General features: G+C 73.0%; 14 protein-coding genes. 9 read left to right on the top strand and 5 right to left on the bottom strand.

The window, feature by feature from the left end; all coding sequences use genetic code 11:
- Window positions 1-26: 26 nt before the first annotated feature.
- Window positions 27-713 carry a hypothetical protein gene (locus ACZ6TV_RS45130; protein ID WP_465305947.1) on the bottom strand — a complete coding sequence of 229 codons (687 nt, stop codon included), beginning with the start codon at window positions 711-713 and terminating at the stop codon, window positions 27-29.
- 124 nt (window positions 714-837) lie between these two features.
- Here ACZ6TV_RS45130 and ACZ6TV_RS45125 point away from each other — a divergent pair, with 124 nt between their 5' ends.
- Complete coding sequence (locus tag ACZ6TV_RS45125; protein ID WP_465305945.1) at window positions 838-1,875, top strand: tetratricopeptide repeat protein; 1,038 nt, start codon at window positions 838-840, stop codon at window positions 1,873-1,875.
- Between the two features lie 36 nt (window positions 1,876-1,911).
- On the top strand, window positions 1,912-2,637 hold the full coding sequence (locus ACZ6TV_RS45120) for a DUF4261 domain-containing protein (RefSeq protein ID WP_465305943.1): 726 nt from the start codon (window positions 1,912-1,914) through the stop codon (window positions 2,635-2,637).
- Here ACZ6TV_RS45120 and ACZ6TV_RS45115 read toward each other — a convergent pair.
- Window positions 2,618-3,457: an ATP-grasp domain-containing protein gene (locus ACZ6TV_RS45115; protein ID WP_465305975.1), complete on the bottom strand. Its 840-nt coding sequence runs from the start codon at window positions 3,455-3,457 to the stop codon at window positions 2,618-2,620. The genes ACZ6TV_RS45120 and ACZ6TV_RS45115 overlap by 20 nt on opposite strands.
- A 23-nt stretch (window positions 3,458-3,480) precedes the next feature.
- Between ACZ6TV_RS45115 and ACZ6TV_RS45110 the strand changes: the two genes are divergently transcribed.
- Together ACZ6TV_RS45110 and ACZ6TV_RS45105 are read left to right on the top strand one after the other, a co-directional pair.
- Window positions 3,481-4,356, top strand: coding sequence for a GNAT family N-acetyltransferase (locus tag ACZ6TV_RS45110; protein WP_465305941.1), 876 nt, complete (start codon window positions 3,481-3,483; stop codon window positions 4,354-4,356).
- A gap of 10 nt (window positions 4,357-4,366) precedes the next feature.
- Window positions 4,367-5,587 (top strand): ADP-ribosylation family protein, encoded by a 1,221-nt coding sequence (locus ACZ6TV_RS45105; RefSeq protein WP_465305939.1) that lies wholly within the window; start codon window positions 4,367-4,369, stop codon window positions 5,585-5,587.
- Window positions 5,588-5,607: 20 nt separating this feature from the next.
- Here the strand turns inward: ACZ6TV_RS45105 and ACZ6TV_RS45100 are convergent, their stop codons facing one another.
- Entirely contained in the window at window positions 5,608-6,603 is a 996-nt protein-coding gene (locus tag ACZ6TV_RS45100; protein WP_465305937.1) for an NAD(P)H-binding protein, read from the bottom strand.
- A 71-nt stretch (window positions 6,604-6,674) separates the two neighbouring features.
- Here ACZ6TV_RS45100 and ACZ6TV_RS45095 point away from each other — a divergent pair, with 71 nt between their 5' ends.
- Complete coding sequence (locus ACZ6TV_RS45095; RefSeq protein WP_465305935.1) at window positions 6,675-7,622, top strand: helix-turn-helix domain-containing protein; 948 nt, start codon at window positions 6,675-6,677, stop codon at window positions 7,620-7,622.
- Here ACZ6TV_RS45095 and ACZ6TV_RS45090 read toward each other — a convergent pair.
- A complete protein-coding gene (locus ACZ6TV_RS45090) occupies window positions 7,614-8,195 on the bottom strand; it encodes a TetR/AcrR family transcriptional regulator (RefSeq protein WP_465305933.1) in 582 nt (193 codons plus the stop codon). The two genes, ACZ6TV_RS45095 and ACZ6TV_RS45090, sit on opposite strands and share 9 nt — an antisense overlap.
- Before the next feature lie 115 nt (window positions 8,196-8,310).
- Between ACZ6TV_RS45090 and ACZ6TV_RS45085 the strand changes: the two genes are divergently transcribed.
- On the top strand, window positions 8,311-9,330 hold the full coding sequence (locus ACZ6TV_RS45085; RefSeq protein ID WP_465305931.1) for an aldo/keto reductase: 1,020 nt from the start codon (window positions 8,311-8,313) through the stop codon (window positions 9,328-9,330).
- A gap of 58 nt (window positions 9,331-9,388) precedes the next feature.
- On the opposite strand, the gene ACZ6TV_RS45080 is transcribed toward ACZ6TV_RS45085, so the two are convergent.
- Window positions 9,389-12,829 (bottom strand): ThuA domain-containing protein, encoded by a 3,441-nt coding sequence (locus ACZ6TV_RS45080; protein WP_465305929.1) that lies wholly within the window; start codon window positions 12,827-12,829, stop codon window positions 9,389-9,391.
- A 317-nt stretch (window positions 12,830-13,146) separates the two neighbouring features.
- On the opposite strand from ACZ6TV_RS45080, the gene ACZ6TV_RS45075 reads away from it, so the two are divergent.
- From ACZ6TV_RS45075 to ACZ6TV_RS45065, 3 genes are read left to right on the top strand one after another with little or no spacing between them, the layout of a single operon-like run.
- Complete coding sequence (locus tag ACZ6TV_RS45075) at window positions 13,147-13,935, top strand: ABC transporter permease (protein WP_465305927.1); 789 nt, start codon at window positions 13,147-13,149, stop codon at window positions 13,933-13,935.
- A gap of 26 nt (window positions 13,936-13,961) precedes the next feature.
- Window positions 13,962-14,966 carry an ABC transporter substrate-binding protein gene (locus tag ACZ6TV_RS45070; protein WP_465305925.1) on the top strand — a complete coding sequence of 335 codons (1,005 nt, stop codon included), beginning with the start codon at window positions 13,962-13,964 and terminating at the stop codon, window positions 14,964-14,966.
- The gene (locus ACZ6TV_RS45065) at window positions 14,963-15,751 is read left to right on the top strand and encodes an ABC transporter ATP-binding protein (protein WP_465305923.1); all 789 of its coding nucleotides are present in this window, start codon (window positions 14,963-14,965) and stop codon (window positions 15,749-15,751) included. The genes ACZ6TV_RS45070 and ACZ6TV_RS45065 overlap by 4 nt, the downstream gene beginning before the upstream one ends.
- Window positions 15,752-15,839 lie beyond the last annotated feature (88 nt).

The following is a 15,839-nucleotide window of genomic DNA, read 5'->3' as shown; positions in this document are numbered from 1 at the left end:
CGGCGTCCACGCCTGGCACCGACGGCTCAGGCGCTCTTCTGTTCGGTCGCCGGCGGGCGCAGCCGCAGGCTGTCGATGGTGGTGCCCTTCGCGTCGTAGGCGGTGAGCAGCGGATAGTTCTCCGGCGGCAGCGGCGACGTCCCGCCCTTGCCGTCGGAGACGCTGTCGGGCAGCGGCTTGCCCTTGCGGCTCAGCCAGAAGACGGTGACCTGCGGGTTCCTGCTCCAGCGGGCGTACCGGGCCGCCACCGTGGCGCCGCCGGCCTGGCTGGTGACCCTGGCCGCCTCGGCCCACACGCCGCCGAACTCGATGAGCGTGCCGTCGGGCGTGACGCATTGCGTGACCCCGAACAGCTTGCCCTTCAGGTCACCCATCGTCATCGCGGTGACCGCGCGGCCGCCGGCGCACGGGTGGTCGACGTCGACGGCGCCGCTGCCCTGGTCCCGCCACGCCTGGTCGAGGTACGGCTGCTCCGCCGTCCCCCAGAAGTACAGGACCATCTCCTGCTTCCCGACGACGATCCCGGTCGGCACCGAGTCGCCGACCGGCAGCGCGCTCGGGTTGACGGTGATCGGCACCGGCGCCGGGGTCTGCGGTCCCTGCGCCGGACCGGGTGTGGCGGGCCCGGCGGCCGCGCACGCGGCGGCCCCGGCCAGCACGGCCGCGGCGATGATCACGAACGGCACGGTGGCGCGACGCACGTTGGCTCCCATGCTGTCCATGACGACCTGACCGCCCGGAACCGTTGCACCCGCATCCATCGGTGTCCGTCGTGGTCCGTGACAGGTGTCCGACGAAGTGGTCGATGTCCGGGGCGGTGGTGGCGATGATGGGACGGTGGAGCGCACGCGGTCCCGCCGGGCGGTCGAGCTGACCCTTGCCGTGCTCGTCCTCGGCTGCCCGCTCGCGTGCGTCGTGGCGGGGCTCGCCAACCGCGCCGGCCCGTGGGTGTTCGCCGTGGTGGCGGTGCTCGCCGCCGTCGTCGCCTGGCTGAAGTGGCGCGAGGTGCGCGCCCGCCGCGCGGAGCGGCAGGTCGAGGACGCCATCCACGACCTGTACGAGGACGCGCTCGACCGGGCGGAGCGCGGCGACCACGCCGGGGCCGTCGCGCGCTTCGAGGAGGCCGTCGGTCGCGGCGACCATCTCGCGTTCGACCTGCACGAGGGGCTCGCCGCCGCCCATCTCGCCCTCGGCGACACCGGCCGGGCCGTCGGGGTGTGGCGCGGCCTGCACGAGCTGAACGTCCGCGACCTGGGCGAGGACGCGCCGGCGACCATCGCCGCCGCCAACGGGCTCGCCGCGGCGCTGCTCACGCACGGGGAGCGGGCCGCGGCCGGCGAGCGGTACCGGGACACCCTCGACCGCTGCCGGCGGCTGCTCGGCGCCGGGCACCCGGAGACCGTCGCCGCGCTGAACGGTGTCACCCGGACCGACCCGGAGCCGCGGCACGGGCCGGTCGCGGTCCTCTACGAGGAGCTGTTCGGCCCGTCGCACCCGGACACCACCATGGCCCGGCGGCAGGCCGCCCCGGACGACCCGGCGACCGCGAGTCTCGCGGCCGGTGACCTGATGGGCGCGCGGAGGCGGTACCAGAGCGGCGGCCGGACCTTGGAGCTGGCGATGGTGCTGCGGGAGCAGCGGGACCTGATCGGCGCCTACGGTGCCTATGCGCGCGCCGCCGAGCGCACCGGCCCACGGGATCCGGAGCACGTCGCGGCCCTCGCCGGGCTGGCCCGGGTCATGCTGCTGCAGGGCGACGACACCAACGCGGCGGTGCAGCTCGCGGCCGTCGTCGAGGCGTGCGTCGCGCTGTACGGCGCGGACCACCCCGAGACGGTCGCGGCGGCCCGGCTCAGGGACGTGCGGAGCCGGTGACCCGCGGGCGGGATCCGGCCGTGGCATGATGCCCCGATGAGCGCTGGACTGGCGGCGGAGCTCTGCTACACCGGCGTGGTGCGGCTGCGTCCCGATGTCGCCGCGATCCGGCGGTACTGGCCGTCCGCCGAGCTCGCCGACGGCACCAGCCGCGGCGGGGCATGGATGGTCGGGTTCCCGGAGCTCACCGTCCCCGACCCGATCCGGCTCCTGGTGTCCGTCGGCCGGCCCGCGCTCTCGCAGGACCGCCGGGACCTCACCCAGACCCGCGACTGGGAGGACGCGGCGAAGGTGATGGGTGCCGTCACGCACTCCGTGACGGTCGCCGAGGTCTTCGGCACGTCGTTCGCCCCCGCCGACCGGGTGCGGGCGCTGACCGCCGTCGTGCGCGGGCTCGCCGACGAGACGGGCCCGGCCGGCATCTGGTGGCCGGCGAGCGTGCTCGCCACGCCACCCGACGCGCAGCGCCCCGGCGTGGTCAACGTGCGCCGGCACACCGTGGCCGCCGGGCTGGTCCTGGACACCCTGGGGCTCGCCCCGCTGGGCCTGCCCGACCTGCAGTGCGTGTGCGGCGCGCTGCCACCGGAGTCCGTCGCCGCCTACCTGGCGGCCGCCGCCGCCCGGATGATCGAGGGCCCGGTCGTGCGGGCCGGCGACACCGTGCAGGGCCTGACCCCGCACCAGCGCTGGCGGGTCGACGCCGACCCGGTCCTCGCGGGCCCCGACCGGCCGGTGCTCACGATCACGCCAGCGCCGCGATGAACGGCGCCGGGTCGATGCTGGCGGGACGGTCGCTGACCTGACCGTCGCCGAGCTCGACGACCCGCCACACGCCGTCGGCCCGCAGCGCCAGGTCGACCGTGACGAACGGCAGGCCCAGCCCGGCGACGAGCGGCGCCACGGCGGACAGGTCGAGGTCGGCGGGCGGCAGCTCGTCCGGGGTGTCGGGGTGCGCGCCGGCGAGCCGGCACTCGCCGCCCACCCACCAGGTGCGGACCTCGGCCTTCGTCAGGTCCTCGAACCGGCGCAGCACGAACCCGCCGGTGAAGTCGTCGTCGCGCAGCTCGCGGAACCGCGCCGCGACCGTCCACGCGGCCTCGGCGTCGGCGAGGTCGGGGACGAACGCCGCCTCGTGCCAGTGGTGCTTCATCGACTTCGTGTAGTCGCGCAGGACCGCGGGGCCGGGCCCGAGCTCGCGGGCCGCCCGCTCGAACGCGTCCCGGTCGTCGCCGGCCGTCCACGTCGTGGCCGGGGTGACCGCCGCGAGCGCCGTGTACCAGCCGGGAAGCTCGTGCGCCCGCCGGTACTGCGCGGCGTCCGTGCGCAGTGTGACACCCCGGTCCCGCAGCGCCCCGGCGAACGCCGCGTACTGCTCCGCGCGCAGCATCCAGCCCCGGTAGACGGCAGCGCCGCTTTCCTTGACCCGGGCCACGGCCCGCGGTGCCCCGTCCGGGCTCGTCAACGCGTCATGGTCGACCACGGCGACGGCCAGGCCCGCGTCGTGGGCGGCCCCGGCCTCCGCGGCGAAGTGTTCGTCGGGCCGGCGGGGTCGCAGCGGGTCCGCCGGTACCAGCAACATCATCGACACCCGGATACCTTATTCGGATGGTTGCTCTGGAGTTCACCACCGACGCGACCCGCTTCCTCGCCGTGGCCGGGGACCACCTCGCCGCCGACCCGGTCCTGAACACGGTCGTGACCGCGAACGCCCACAAGCCCCGGACCCTGCCCGCCGACGGGCCGCCCTTCTGGTGGCTGACGGTGCGCGCCGCCGACGGCCGGGTCGTCGGCGCGGGGATGCGGACGGCCCCGACCGCGCCCCATCCGCTGTACCTGCTGCCGATGCCCGACGAGGCCGCCGTCGCGCTGGCCCGCGCGCTGCACGACCGGGGCGAGGAGACCCTCGGGGTCAACGGTGCCCTGCCCGCCGCCGCGCTGTGCGCCGCCGAGCTGGCCCGCCTCGCCGGCGGCCGGTCCGAGGCCCGCCTCCACACCCGCCTGCACGAGCTGCGCACGCTGGTGCGGCCGGCTCCCTCGCCGGGCCGCCTCGCCGCGGCGGCCGTGGACGACCTGGACCTGCTCGTCGCCTGGGTCGCGGCGTTCATGACCGACGCCGACGAGCAGGCCGGCCGCCCTCGCGGCTCCGGCGCGCACACCCCGCCGGACGGCCCGGAGCTCCGCCGCCGCATCGAGGCCGGCCTGCTCTGGTGCTGGCTCGACGCCGCGGGCCGCCCGGTGAGCCTCGTCGGCGCGACCCCGCCGTCGTTCGGCGTCGCCCGCATCGCCCCCGTGTACACGCCCCCGGACGAGCGGGGCCACGGCTACGCCAGCAACGCCGTCGCCGAGGTCTCCCACCTCCTGCAGTCCGCCGGCCACCGGGTCTGCCTCTTCACCGACCAGGCCAACCCCACCTCCAACAAGATCTACGCCGCCCTCGGCTACCACCCGGTCGTCGAAATGGCGAACTTCGCCGTCGTTTAAAGTGCCGCCCGTGAGCCTCAACCTCCACCGCAGGTTCGACGCCGACGGCGTGACGCTGAGCGCCCTGTCCGAGCCCGTGCACGTCGACGGGCTCGGGACCGTCGTCGAGGTCTCGCTCTACGACCAGCGGACCTACAGCGGCCCGACGGCGTCGGTCGTGCTCGGCGACGACGCGGAGCAACGGCTCACCGCGGCGCTGGCCCGCCTCGAGGTGCCGGGCGCCGCCCGGGCCGCCCTCGGCGCGCCGCTGCACGAGACGCTCGGGCTCGACGAGGCCGTCTTCGAGGAGTCGATGTTCGCCCCGACCGAGGACAGCGAGGCTCGCAGGTTCGCCGCCCTCGGTGTCATGACCGGTCGCTTCCCCGCCGTCGAGCAGCGGTTCTCCCAGGTGTACGGGCTGCGCCTGCCCCGGCACCTGGCGGTGCTCGCCGCGTTCCTGCACAGCCTCGACGAGCACGAGCGGCGGGCGTTGCAGTACCTCGGCCTGTCGGGCTGGGGCGTCACCGACCACTTCGCCGACGGCGGCCTGGACCGGTCCGGCCGCGACGGGCTCGACGAGCGGCTGCACTGCCGCTTCCGCCGCGACCCCGCGGAGCTGGTCACCGTCCTGGGCGGCGGCACCGACGGGCTGCACTACGGCCTCTGGTACGACGACCCGGCCGAGCTGCCGTCGTTCGTGGCGTACAACTACGCGCGCGACTCGGCGGAGACGTGGACGGCGAAGGCGCCGACGGTCCTCGCCCAGATCCGCCGGGTCCTCGACGACGCCCTCAGCGACGAGCCCTCGGCGCGCTGGAAGCTGTTCCCGCTCGGCGCGGCGCTGGACTGGTTCGCCCCCGCCGACGCCGCCGCCTGCGCGGCGGACGGCCCGCCGCGCTGGGCGGACGCCGACCGCCCGCCCGGCGGGGTGACCATCGGTCCCGTCCTCCCTCCGGGCAGCGGCGACCCGCGCGTCCGGGACCTGGAGACGCGGCTGGCCGCCTACCGCACCGACGAGGCCCGCACCCGCGCCTGGATCGCCGAGGCCTCCGCCGCGCTGTCGGCCGGCGAGCCGGCGTTCGCGCTGACGGTCGGGCGGGAGCTGCACTGGCTGGACAGCGACGCGTACCGCGCCGAGGCCCTCACCCTGCTCACCGGCGCGTACCGGGCTCTGGGCCGCGACGCCCTGGCCGCCGTCGCCGAGGTGCACGCCGCCCACCGCGACCTGCGCTCGGTCGACGTCCTGCACTGAGGCATGCACTGGGGCCTCACTCAGGTGAGATGCGGGGCCAGAGCGCGGAGGAAGTCGGGGGCGTCGAAGGCGGCGCCCGCCGACGCGGCGCCCGTGGTCCTGACGCGGCCGGTGAGGATGCGGTCGACGGCTTCCACGGCGAGGGGTGCGCTGACCGCGTAGATGTCCCGGCCGGTGACGGCGATGCGGCGGTCCTGTGCGCCGCCGGCACGGTCCTGCGCGCCGGGCCGGACGAGGACGTCGACCGTGAACGTCTGGGCGGACCGGCCGCCGGCGTCGACCGGCGCCGGGGGAGCGGTACCGGGGTCGGACAGCTCGGCGGCGGCGTTCGCCGTCATGTACGTGCGGACCTCCGGCACGGCGAGGTGGCTGGGGACGGTGACGACGTCGGCCATGCTGAACTCGCCGATGACGTCCCGCGGTCCGAGCGGCGCCGGGAACGGCCAGGACAGCACCGCCGGGGGTTCGTCGTGGTACTGCAGCCGCCCGCCGGAGAAGCGGACCCTGCGGCCCTCGCGCCGGCGCCCCGACACCGCGCCGGCGATCCGGGTGCCGGGCGTGGGGTGCCAGCCGCTGAGGCCGTACGCGACGTGCACCTCGGCCGCGGCGCTCCATCCGTCCATCACCGTGGTGACGAGCAGGTCGCCGAGGCCGCCGAAGAACGCCATCGCCGGGACGATCACGGTCGGCGCGTCCCGGAACCGCGCGAACGTGTCGCGGTTCGCCTCGATCTCCGCGGCCACGTCGACGTACGGGATGCCGGCCCGCACCGCGGCCTCGATCAGCGGCGCGGCGGTCGTCGCGAACGGCCCGGCGGTGTTGACGACGGCCGCCGCCCCGGCCAGGGCCCGGTCGAGCGCGGCCGGGTCGTCGACCGCCGCCGCCCGGCCGTGCGGCGGCAGCTTCGCCCGGTCCCGGCCGAGCGGCAACGGGACGTACCCGCGCCCGGCCAGCTCGGCGACGACGAAGCGACCTGTGTGCCCGGAGGCGCCGTACACGGCGACGATGTGATCCACACGGGAGATCCTGCTCGTCCGCACCGGGCCTCACCAGTGTCCGGAACGACGCTGCCCGTACACTTTCGGACATGGCCTCTGTCGCGGTCGCCGCCACCGACGGGATGCTGCACTTCGAGCTCGCCCTGGCCTGCGAGGTCTTCGGCGCCGCCCCGGACGCCGTGCCCGGCCCCTGGTATGACCTCAGCGTCTGCGGCACGGGCACCGTGCGGGCGGGCAGGTTCGCGCTCACGCCGGACCACGGCCTGGACCACCTGGCCCGGGCCGGCACGGTCATCGTCCCGGCGCTGGCCGACGTCGCCGAGGCGCCACCGGCGGACCTGGTCGACGCCGTCCGCGCCGCCCACGCGCGGGGCGCGAGGGTGGTCTCGCTGTGCACCGGCGCGTTCGTCCTGGCCGCCGCCGGCCTCCTCGACGGCCTGCGCGCGACCACCCACTGGGCGCACACCGCCGACCTGGCCGCGCGTTACCCCGCGGTGACGGTCGAGCCTGACGTGCTGTACATCGACAACGGCCGGGTCCTGACGTCCGCGGGCAAGGCGGCCGCGATGGACCTGTGCCTGCATCTCGTCCGCCTCGACCACGGCCCGGCGGTCGCCAACACGGTCGCCCGCCGCCTGGTCGTGCCGCCGCACCGGTCCGGCGGCCAGGCGCAGTACGTCGCCACCCCGGTGCCGGCCCGCGACGATCATCCTCTCGCGGCGCTGCTGCCCTGGGTGATGCGACGGCTGGACCAGCCGCTCACCGTCGAGGACCTGGCGGCCCACGCCAACCTGAGCTCCCGCCACCTGGCCCGGCACTTCCACGCCGTCACCGGCACCACCCCGCTGCGGTGGCTGCTCACCCAGCGCGTCCGCCGCGCCCAGGAGCTCCTCGAAACCACCGACCACAGCGTCGACGCGATCGCCACCGCCGCGGGCCTGGGCACCGCAACCACCCTGCGCCGGCACTTCCACCGCACCGTCGGCGTCCCCCCGGACACCTACCGCCGCACCTTCCGCGGGTCGTCGTCAGGCTGATCCGGCGGGTGGCAGGCGCAGGCCGGCGATGAGCAGGGCGACCATGCGGCGGGCGTCGTAGCGGGGGTCGCGGCCGGCACCGATGCAGAGGTTGCCGGTGCCGTACATGAGGGCGAAGGGCTCCACGTCGGCGCGGATCTCGCCGGCGGTGACGGCGGTGTCGACCAGGGTGGTGCAGACGGGGAGCAGGCGGTCGATGAAGTACGCGTGCAGCGACTCGAACGTGGCGTCGTCGGACTGCAGCGCCTCGGCGAGGCCGTGCTTGGTGACGAGGAAGTCGACGAACAGGTCGATCCAGGCGGCCAGGGCCGCGTGCGGGGAGGTGCCGGCGGCCAGCAGGTCCGGGCCGGCCGCGGCGCACGCCTCGACCTGGTGGCGGTACACGGCGACGACGAGGTCGGCGCGGGTCGGGAAGTGGCGGTAGATCGTGCCGACGCCGACCCCGGCGCGGGCGGCGATGTCGCGGACGGGCGCGTCGACGCCGGACGTGACGAACGCGGCCGCGGCGGCGTCCAGCAGGGTCTGCTCGTTGCGCCGCGCGTCGGCGCGTTTCCGCGGTGGGCTGCCGGTCACTGCGTCGCTCCCTCATGAGACTTGGCAAACGGAACCGTGTTCCGTATCGTTCGAAGAGCGGAACATGGTTCCGTTTGTTCAAGGATGCCAGAACGAGGTTCCGGGAGGAACAGCCATGCAGTACCGCGGCCTGGGCCGCACCGGCGTGCGGGTCAGCACGCTCGTGCTCGGCGCGATGAACTTCGGCGCCATCGGGCGCACCACGCAGGACGAGGCGACCGCCATCGTCGACGCCGCACTCGACGGTGGCATCAACATGATCGACACCGCCGACATGTACGGTCAGGGCGAATCCGAGCAGCTGGTCGGCAAGGCGATCGCCGGCCGCCGCGACGACATCGTCCTCGCGACCAAGGCCGTCATGCCGATGGGCGACGAACGCAACCACCGCGGCGCGTCCCGCCGCTGGCTCGTCACCGCGCTCGAGGACAGCCTGCGCCGCCTCGGCGTGGAGCACGTCGACCTGTACCAGATCCACCGCTGGGACCCGGCGACCAGCGACGAGGAGACCCTGTCGGCCCTCACCGACCTCCAGCGCGCCGGCAAGATCCGCTACTTCGGCTCGTCGACGTTCCCCGCGTACCGCCTGGTGCAGGCCGAATGGACCGCCCGCGAGCGTCACCTGGGCCGCTACGTGACCGAGCAGCCCAGCTACTCCGTCCTGCAGCGCGGCATCGAGGCCCACGTGCTGCCCGTGACGCAGGAGTACGGCCTCGGCGTGCTCGCCTGGAGCCCGCTCGCCTCGGGCTGGCTGTCCGGCGCGATCCGGGCCGGCCGGGACATCACCACGAGCCGCTCGGCGATCCTGCCGGAGCGCTTCGACCTCGCACTCCCCGGCAACCAGGCCCGCCTCGACGCCGTGGAGCGGCTGTCGAAGGTCGCGGACGAGGCCGGCCTGACGCTGATCCAGCTGGCCCTCGGCTTCGTCACCGCCCACCCGGCCGTCACCGGCGCCATCATCGGCCCCCGTACCGTCGAGCACCTCCGGTCGCAGCTCGCCGCCGCCGACACGGTCCTGCCCGCCGATGTCCTCGACGCCGTCGACGAGATCGTCGCCCCGGGCGTCGACCTCGCCCCGCAGGAGAAGTTCGACACCCCACCGGCGCTGCTCGACCCCTCGCTGCGCCGGCGCTGACGCGCCGATCGCCGGGCCGCGGGTGGTGTCCCGCGGCCCGGCGATCAGTGGTGCGGGGTCAGGTGACCGTGATGGTCACGGTGGTCGCGTGTGGTGCGCCCGCGCTGTCGGTGATGGTCAGCCGGGCCGTGAAGACGCCGGTGCGGTTGTAGGCGTGGCTGGTCGTCGCGGTGCTGGTGCTGGTGAAGAGCGCCGCGTTGTCGCCGAAGTCCCACTCGTACTTCGCGATGGTGCGGCCTGACGGTGGGGTGGCGACGGCGCTGAAGGAGACGGTCCGCGGGCCGCCGGTGGCCGTGGTGGCCGTCGCGGTGAGGGAGGCGCCGGTCTCCTGTTTGACGCCGGCGCCGTTGAAGCGCAGCCAGTCCACCGACATGAGGTAGGTCCCGGCCGGCGGCGGCGTCGCCGGGTTCTTGAACACCAGGTACAGGTTGAAGGTGCTGCCCGGGTTGGTGATGCCGGCGGTCGGCGAGATGAGGTTGTCGTAGCTGCCGGAGCTCGGCACGGTGACGCTGCCGAGCAGGGTGCCGGTCGGTGAGCCGTTGCGGAGCTCGATCGTGCCGCCATGGACGCTGCTGGCGCCGACGGTCACCGTGCCGATGCCCTTGAGGTTGACGTTGCCGTACTGAATCCAGTCGTTGTTGTCGATGTCGCCGATGCGCTTGCCGGCGCGGGCCGTGGCGCGGTCGAAGACGGTGACGCCGGAGCTGCTGGTGAGGTGTTCGGCCTCGGTGCTCTTGGCGCGCAGCCGGACCTGGGTGGAGCCGGTGAGCGCGGGCACGCCGCCGGTGGCGCCGCCGTCGGTGTACTGGGCGGTGAGCACCGTGTACAGGTTCTGGCCGGGGCCGTGCCCGTCGCCGGCGCCGGAGTCGGTGACGACCAGCCCGGTGCAGCCGGTGTAGTTGTCCAGCGGGTGGGCGTGGGTGTCGTGGCCGAGCAGGCTCTGGGTGACGACCCGCGAGCAGACGATGGAGCTGTCCTCGGGGTCGGTGACCGTCACCGTGTACGGGATGCGGTCGCCGAAGTCGGCGAACCCGCCGCTGGGCACGTTGATCGTGACGACGGGTCTGGTGTTGCCGGCGGTGATCTGGGTGGTGGCCACAGCGGTGAGGCCGTTGGCCGGGTTGCGGACCGTCAGCCGGGCGTTGAACTGGCCCTTCGTCGTGTACGTGTAGGACGGGTTCGCCGCGGTCGAGTCGGTGGTGCCGTTGCCGTCGAAGTCCCAGGCGTACGTGACACCGGCACTGGATCCGGCGCTGGAGAAGATGACCGCGAGCGGTGCCGGGCCGGAGTCCTTGTTCGCGGTGACCTTGGCGACCGGGGCGCTGCCGTTGGCCGTGTAGTCGATGCGGTAGATGCCCGCGCCGTCGTTCGTGCCGCCGCGTCCGGAGCCGCTGCCGGCGCCGAAGTCGATGACGTAGAGCGACCCGTCGGGACCGAACTCGGCGTCGAACGGCTGGACCCAGGTGAAGTCGGGGAAGACCGGGTTGATGGACTGCAGGTCGCCGACCTTCGTCGGGCCGAAGCGCGCGTCGGTGAACGTCTGCGCCGTCTTGTGGATCGACAGCGTCTTGAACCATTTGCGGGTCAGCTCGTACACGAGCCACTTGTTCTCGTAGTACTCGGGGAACTTCGTGGTGCGCGGGTTGGCGGGGTCGTAGTCGTAGACGGGCCCGGACATGGGTCCGCCGCCGCCGGTGCCGAGCTCGGGGAACTGGGTCGAGGCGGAGTAGGCGTACCAGACCAGCGCCCCGCGGGCGGCCGGCAGGTTCGTCAGGCCGGTGTTGTTGGGCGAGGTGTTCACCGGGGCCGCGCAGTTGAACTTCGCGCCGGCGGTGCTGGTGGCGAAGTTGTAGTCGTTGAACGGGGTGTTGTTGCCGATGCAGTACGGCCAGCCGTAGTTGCCGGCGGAGGTGATGCGGTCGAACTCGACGGTCCCCTCGGGGCCGCGGTTGGCGTCGGTGGTGCGGGCGTCCGGGCCGTAGTCGGCGACGAGGACCGCGTTGCTCAGCGGGTCGACACTGATCCGGAACGGGTTGCGGAAGCCCATCGCGTAGATCTCCGGCCGGGTCTTGGCGGTGCCGGGCGCGAAGAGGTTGCCGGTCGGGACGGTGTAGGTGCCGTCGGCCTGCGGCCGGATCCGCAGGATCTTGCCGCGCAGGTCGTTGGTGTTGCCGGCGGTGCCCTGCGCGTCCCAGGCGCGGCGGCCGCTGCGCTCGTCGATCGGGGTGTAGCCGCTGGACTCGAACGGGTCGGTGTTGTCGCCGATCGCCGCGTACAGCAGGCCGTCGCGGCCCATGGCGAGCCCGCCGCCCATGTGTGAGTTGGCCCGGCCCTCACCGCGCCAGGTGGGGATGGTCAGCAGCACCTTCGGGTCGGTGGCGCTGGTGGTCCCGATCGTGTACCGGGAGAGGTTGATCTGTTTGGAGACCTTGTCGGTGTACAACAGGTACGCGTACCTGTTCGTGGCGAAGTTCGGGTCGACGGTCAGGCCGAGCAGCCCGTCGGACTGGGTGAGCAGGTCCGGGGTGTAGCCGAAGTCCAGCAGCGTGGTCACCGCGAGGGTGTCCTGGTTGATGGCCTTGAGCTGGCCGGTGCGCTGGATGTACAGCACCCTGCGGTCGGGCAGGACGGCCAGCTCGAACGGGTCGGCGAGGTCCTGGGTGACCAGCGGGACGCGCTGGAAGTTGCCGGTCTTCGTGGCGCCGCACTCGCCGGCGACGGCACCCGCCGCCCATTCGATGCCGCCGCGCAGGTGCTCCAGGAACGCGGGTTCGCTGAAGGAGGAGCTGCTGTGGCCGCCGGCGGTGTACCAGGACCGGCCGCCGTCGTAGTTCTGGCACCAGGAGTAGGCGTGATCGACGCCCTCGTTGAGGCCGGAGATGCCGTCGCGGACCTTGATCTGGGCGAGGGTGTGCACCTTGCCGGTCGGGTTGGTGATCCAGTTGTACCATTCCTCGCTGCGTTCCCACAGCTCGGGCAGGTTCTTCGTGGACGGGTGCGCGCGGTCGAGGACCTTGACGCGGCCGGGGTACACGCCGCCGGTGGCGCCGAAGTCGGGGTGGTTCTCGAAGATGGTGCCGACGAGTCCCTCGTACCAGGTCCAGTCGCGTTCGCTGGCGGTGGCGGCGTGCAGGCCGACCCAGCCCTTGCCGGCCCGCACGAAGTTCTGCAGCGCGGTGCGCTGGGCGGCGTTGAGCAGGTCGCCGGCGGCGGGCGTGGAGTTGGTGTTGTTGAACACGAGCGCGTCGAAGCGGGCGAGGTTCGCGTCGGTGAACGCGGCCGCGTCGGTGGTGGCCTCGACCTCGAAGTTGTTCGCGGCGCCGAGCTGCTGGATCGCGGCGATGCCGGCGGGGATCGAGTCGTGGTAGAAGTTCGTGGTCTTGGAGAACACGAGCACGCGGAAGCGTGCGGCCGCGTGAGCGGGCGTCGCGGTGATGGGCAGGATGAGCGAGACCGCCGCGAGCGTGGCGAGGCACGCGCGGCGGAAGTGTCGTCGCATACGGCACTCCAGTAGATGTGAAGCGCGAACACCTTGAGGAACGCGCTTTCCCGGGCCGCCGACTGCTCGTAGCGTAGGGCTGTCATTCGGGCTCGTCAATAGAGTCGTCGAGCGGTCTCGATCTGTTCTTGCCCGGACCGGGTACACCCCCTAAAGTGCAGGAAAGCGCTTGCCTTCGGCGGGGCATCGCGGCTCGGAGGGTTCCTCGAACGCGGCCTAATTGCCCCGGCGGACGGAGTGCTGATGTGAGTGTGTCCAGTTCGGTCCGAATATCCAGCACGGCCGGACCCAGCGTCCGAACCGGACGGCGCATCGGCGTGCGCCTGCGCCGGTTCACCGCGTCGCTGTGGCGGCCCGCCCTGGTCCTGGCCGGCCTGTTCGCCGTCTGGTGGTTCGTCACCTGGCGCGAGCTGGTCGCCCCGTATCTGATCCCGCCACCGTCGGAGGTCTGGGCGATCTTCCGCGACGAGTTCGGGTTCCTGATGCGCCAGACCTGGGTGACGTTCTACGAGACCGTGCTGGGCTTCGTCCTGGCCGCGCTGCTGGGCCTGGGCACCGCGGTGCTCATCGTCTACTCCCGCACGCTGGACAAGGCCGTCTACCCGCTGGTGCTCTTCGCCCAGGTCATCCCGAAGATCGCCGTGGCGCCGCTGCTCATCGTCTGGTTCGGCTTCGGGCTCACCCCGAAGATCGTCCTGGCGGTGCTCATCGCGTTCTTCCCGGTGGTCATCTCCGGCGTCGCCGGGCTGCGCTCCACCGACCCCGAGCTGCTGGACCTGTCCGCCACGATGGGCGCGGGGCAGTGGAAGACGTTCCGGAAGATCCGCTTCCCGAACGCGCTGCCGCACCTGATGTCCGGGCTGAAGGTCGCCGTGACCCTGGCGGTCACCGGCGCGGTCGTCGGCGAGTTCGTCGGCGCCAGCGAAGGCCTCGGCTACGTGCTGCAGGTGGCCAACGGCAACCTCAACGCGGCGATGCTCTTCGCCGACCTGCTGCTGATGTCCGCCATCGGCATCGTGCTGTTCGCGGTCGTCGAGATCGCCGAGGCGCTGCTCATCCCGTGGCACGCCAGCCGGCGCCGGCCGGTCTCCCTCACCACCTCCTGATCCCCTCGCCGAAGAGGAACACGCCCATGAGGTCTTTCATCGCACGTACCGCCGCCGCCGTCCTGCTCCTGGGCGTCGCCGCCTGCGGTTCCGACAAGGCGGCCGAGCCCGCGGGTGCCGCCGGCGCCGAGAAGCTCACGCTGACCCTCAACTGGGTCCCGTACGGCGAGCACGCGCCGTTCTACTACGGCCTGAAGAAGGGCTACTACAAGGCCGAGGGCATCGACCTGGAAGTCAAGCCCGGCAACGGATCCGGCAACGTGATCAAGGCGGTCGACCAGAAGCAGACCGACATCGGCTGGGCCGACACCCCGGTGCTGATCCGCAGCGTCGCCAGCGGCATGAAGGTCAAGAGCGTCGGGGTGTTCCTGCAGAAGGGCCCGACGTCGATCCAGTTCCTCGCCGACAAGAACATCAAGTCGCCGGCCGACCTGAAGGGCAAGACCGTCGGCGGCACCCCCGGCGACGCGATCTACGTGACGTTCCCCGCCTGGCTCAAGGCCAACGGCGTCGACCCGAAGGACGTGAAGGTCGTCAACGTCGACGCCGCCGGCAAGATCGCCGCGCTGGCCGAGGGCAAGGTCGACGCGATCCAGGGCTTCTTCCACGACCAGTCCCCGACCATCGAGGCGAAGACCGGCAAGAAGATGGACCGCCTCCTGTACGCCGACTGGGGCATGAACCTGCTCGGCACCGGCATCGTCGTGCACGACGACACGCTCAAGGCCAAGGCCGACCTGATCAAGAAGTTCGTCCGGGCCACCCAGAAGTCGTGGGCGGAGGCGGCGAAGGACGTCCCCGGCGCGGTGGACGCGATGGCCGAGCTCGCCGACAACGAGCCCGCCAAAGAGGTGCTCACCAAGCAGCTCAACCTGGGCCTCACCCTGATCGACGCGGGCTCCGGCCAGCCGGGCGCCAACGCCGAGAGCAAGTGGGCCGAGACCCTGGACATCATGGCGAAGAACGCCGACCTCAAGGACCCGGGCACCGCCTCGAAGTACTGGGACCAGTCCTTCACGGCGGCCTCATGACTGCCGCCACGGTGACGGGCACGGCGGTCGAGCTCGACGGGGTCACGGTGCGCTTCACCACGAAGCAGGCCAGCACGACGGCAGTGCAGGACGTGTCGCTGCGGGTGCGGCCCGGCGAGTTCGTCACCATCGTCGGACCGTCCGGCTGCGGCAAGTCGACGCTGCTGAAGCTCGTCGCCGGCCTGATCCGCCCGACCAGCGGCACCGTGTCCCTGCAGGGCCGGTCGGTCACCGGCCCGCAGAAGGACATCGGCTTCGCCTTCCAGCGCGCCGCGCTGCTCGAATGGCGCGGCGCCCGTAAGAACATCCTGCTGCAGGCGGAGATGCGCGGCATGCCCCGCGACGAGGCCGCCCGCCGCGCCGACGAGCTGATCCGGCTCACCGGCCTGCAGGGCTTCGAACAGGCGCTGCCGCACGAGCTGTCCGGCGGGATGCAGCAACGGGTCGCGCTGTGCCGGGCGCTGCTGCACCGGCCGCCGGTGCTGCTCATGGACGAGCCGTTCGGCGCCCTCGACGCGCTGACCCGCGAGCAGCTCAACGCCGAGGTCAACCGCATCTGGCGGGAAACCTCCACGACCGTGCTCCTGGTGACCCACTCGATCGCCGAGGCGGTGTTCCTCGGCACCCGGGTGGTCGTGATGAGCCCCCGCCCGGGCCGCATCGAGCAGGAGTACGACGTGGACCTGCCGGCGGAACGCGACTACGCCACCGTCATGTCCGACCCCCGCTTCGACCGCCTCGCCACGAGCATCCGCGGCCTGCTCGGCTCCACCGCCAACCACTGACGCCCGCGTGCCGGCCGGGTCGCCACCCGGCCGGCACCCGCATCCCACCAACCGCCGCGGGCGTTCATCGGGGGTTCGCCGGGGGTTC

Source organism: Dactylosporangium sp. NPDC051087 (assembly GCF_055586325.1).
This window is presented reverse-complemented; position numbering and strand designations above follow the sequence as displayed.

Excerpts from the sequence above, each read along its gene's own strand:
- ACZ6TV_RS45130 (WP_465305947.1), bottom strand. The coding sequence starts at position 713 with ATGGGAGCCAACGTGCGTCGCGCCACCGTGCCGTTCGTGATCATCGCC.
- ACZ6TV_RS45120 (WP_465305943.1), top strand. The coding sequence starts at position 1,912 with ATGAGCGCTGGACTGGCGGCGGAGCTCTGCTACACCGGCGTGGTGCGG.
- ACZ6TV_RS45115 (WP_465305975.1), bottom strand. The coding sequence starts at position 3,457 with ATGATGTTGCTGGTACCGGCGGACCCGCTGCGACCCCGCCGGCCCGAC.
- ACZ6TV_RS45110 (WP_465305941.1), top strand. The coding sequence starts at position 3,481 with ATGGTTGCTCTGGAGTTCACCACCGACGCGACCCGCTTCCTCGCCGTG.
- ACZ6TV_RS45095 (WP_465305935.1), top strand. The coding sequence starts at position 6,675 with ATGGCCTCTGTCGCGGTCGCCGCCACCGACGGGATGCTGCACTTCGAG.
- ACZ6TV_RS45085 (WP_465305931.1), top strand. The coding sequence starts at position 8,311 with ATGCAGTACCGCGGCCTGGGCCGCACCGGCGTGCGGGTCAGCACGCTC.
- ACZ6TV_RS45080 (WP_465305929.1), bottom strand. The coding sequence starts at position 12,829 with ATGCGACGACACTTCCGCCGCGCGTGCCTCGCCACGCTCGCGGCGGTC.
- ACZ6TV_RS45070 (WP_465305925.1), top strand. The coding sequence starts at position 13,962 with ATGAGGTCTTTCATCGCACGTACCGCCGCCGCCGTCCTGCTCCTGGGC.
- ACZ6TV_RS45065 (WP_465305923.1), top strand. The coding sequence starts at position 14,963 with ATGACTGCCGCCACGGTGACGGGCACGGCGGTCGAGCTCGACGGGGTC.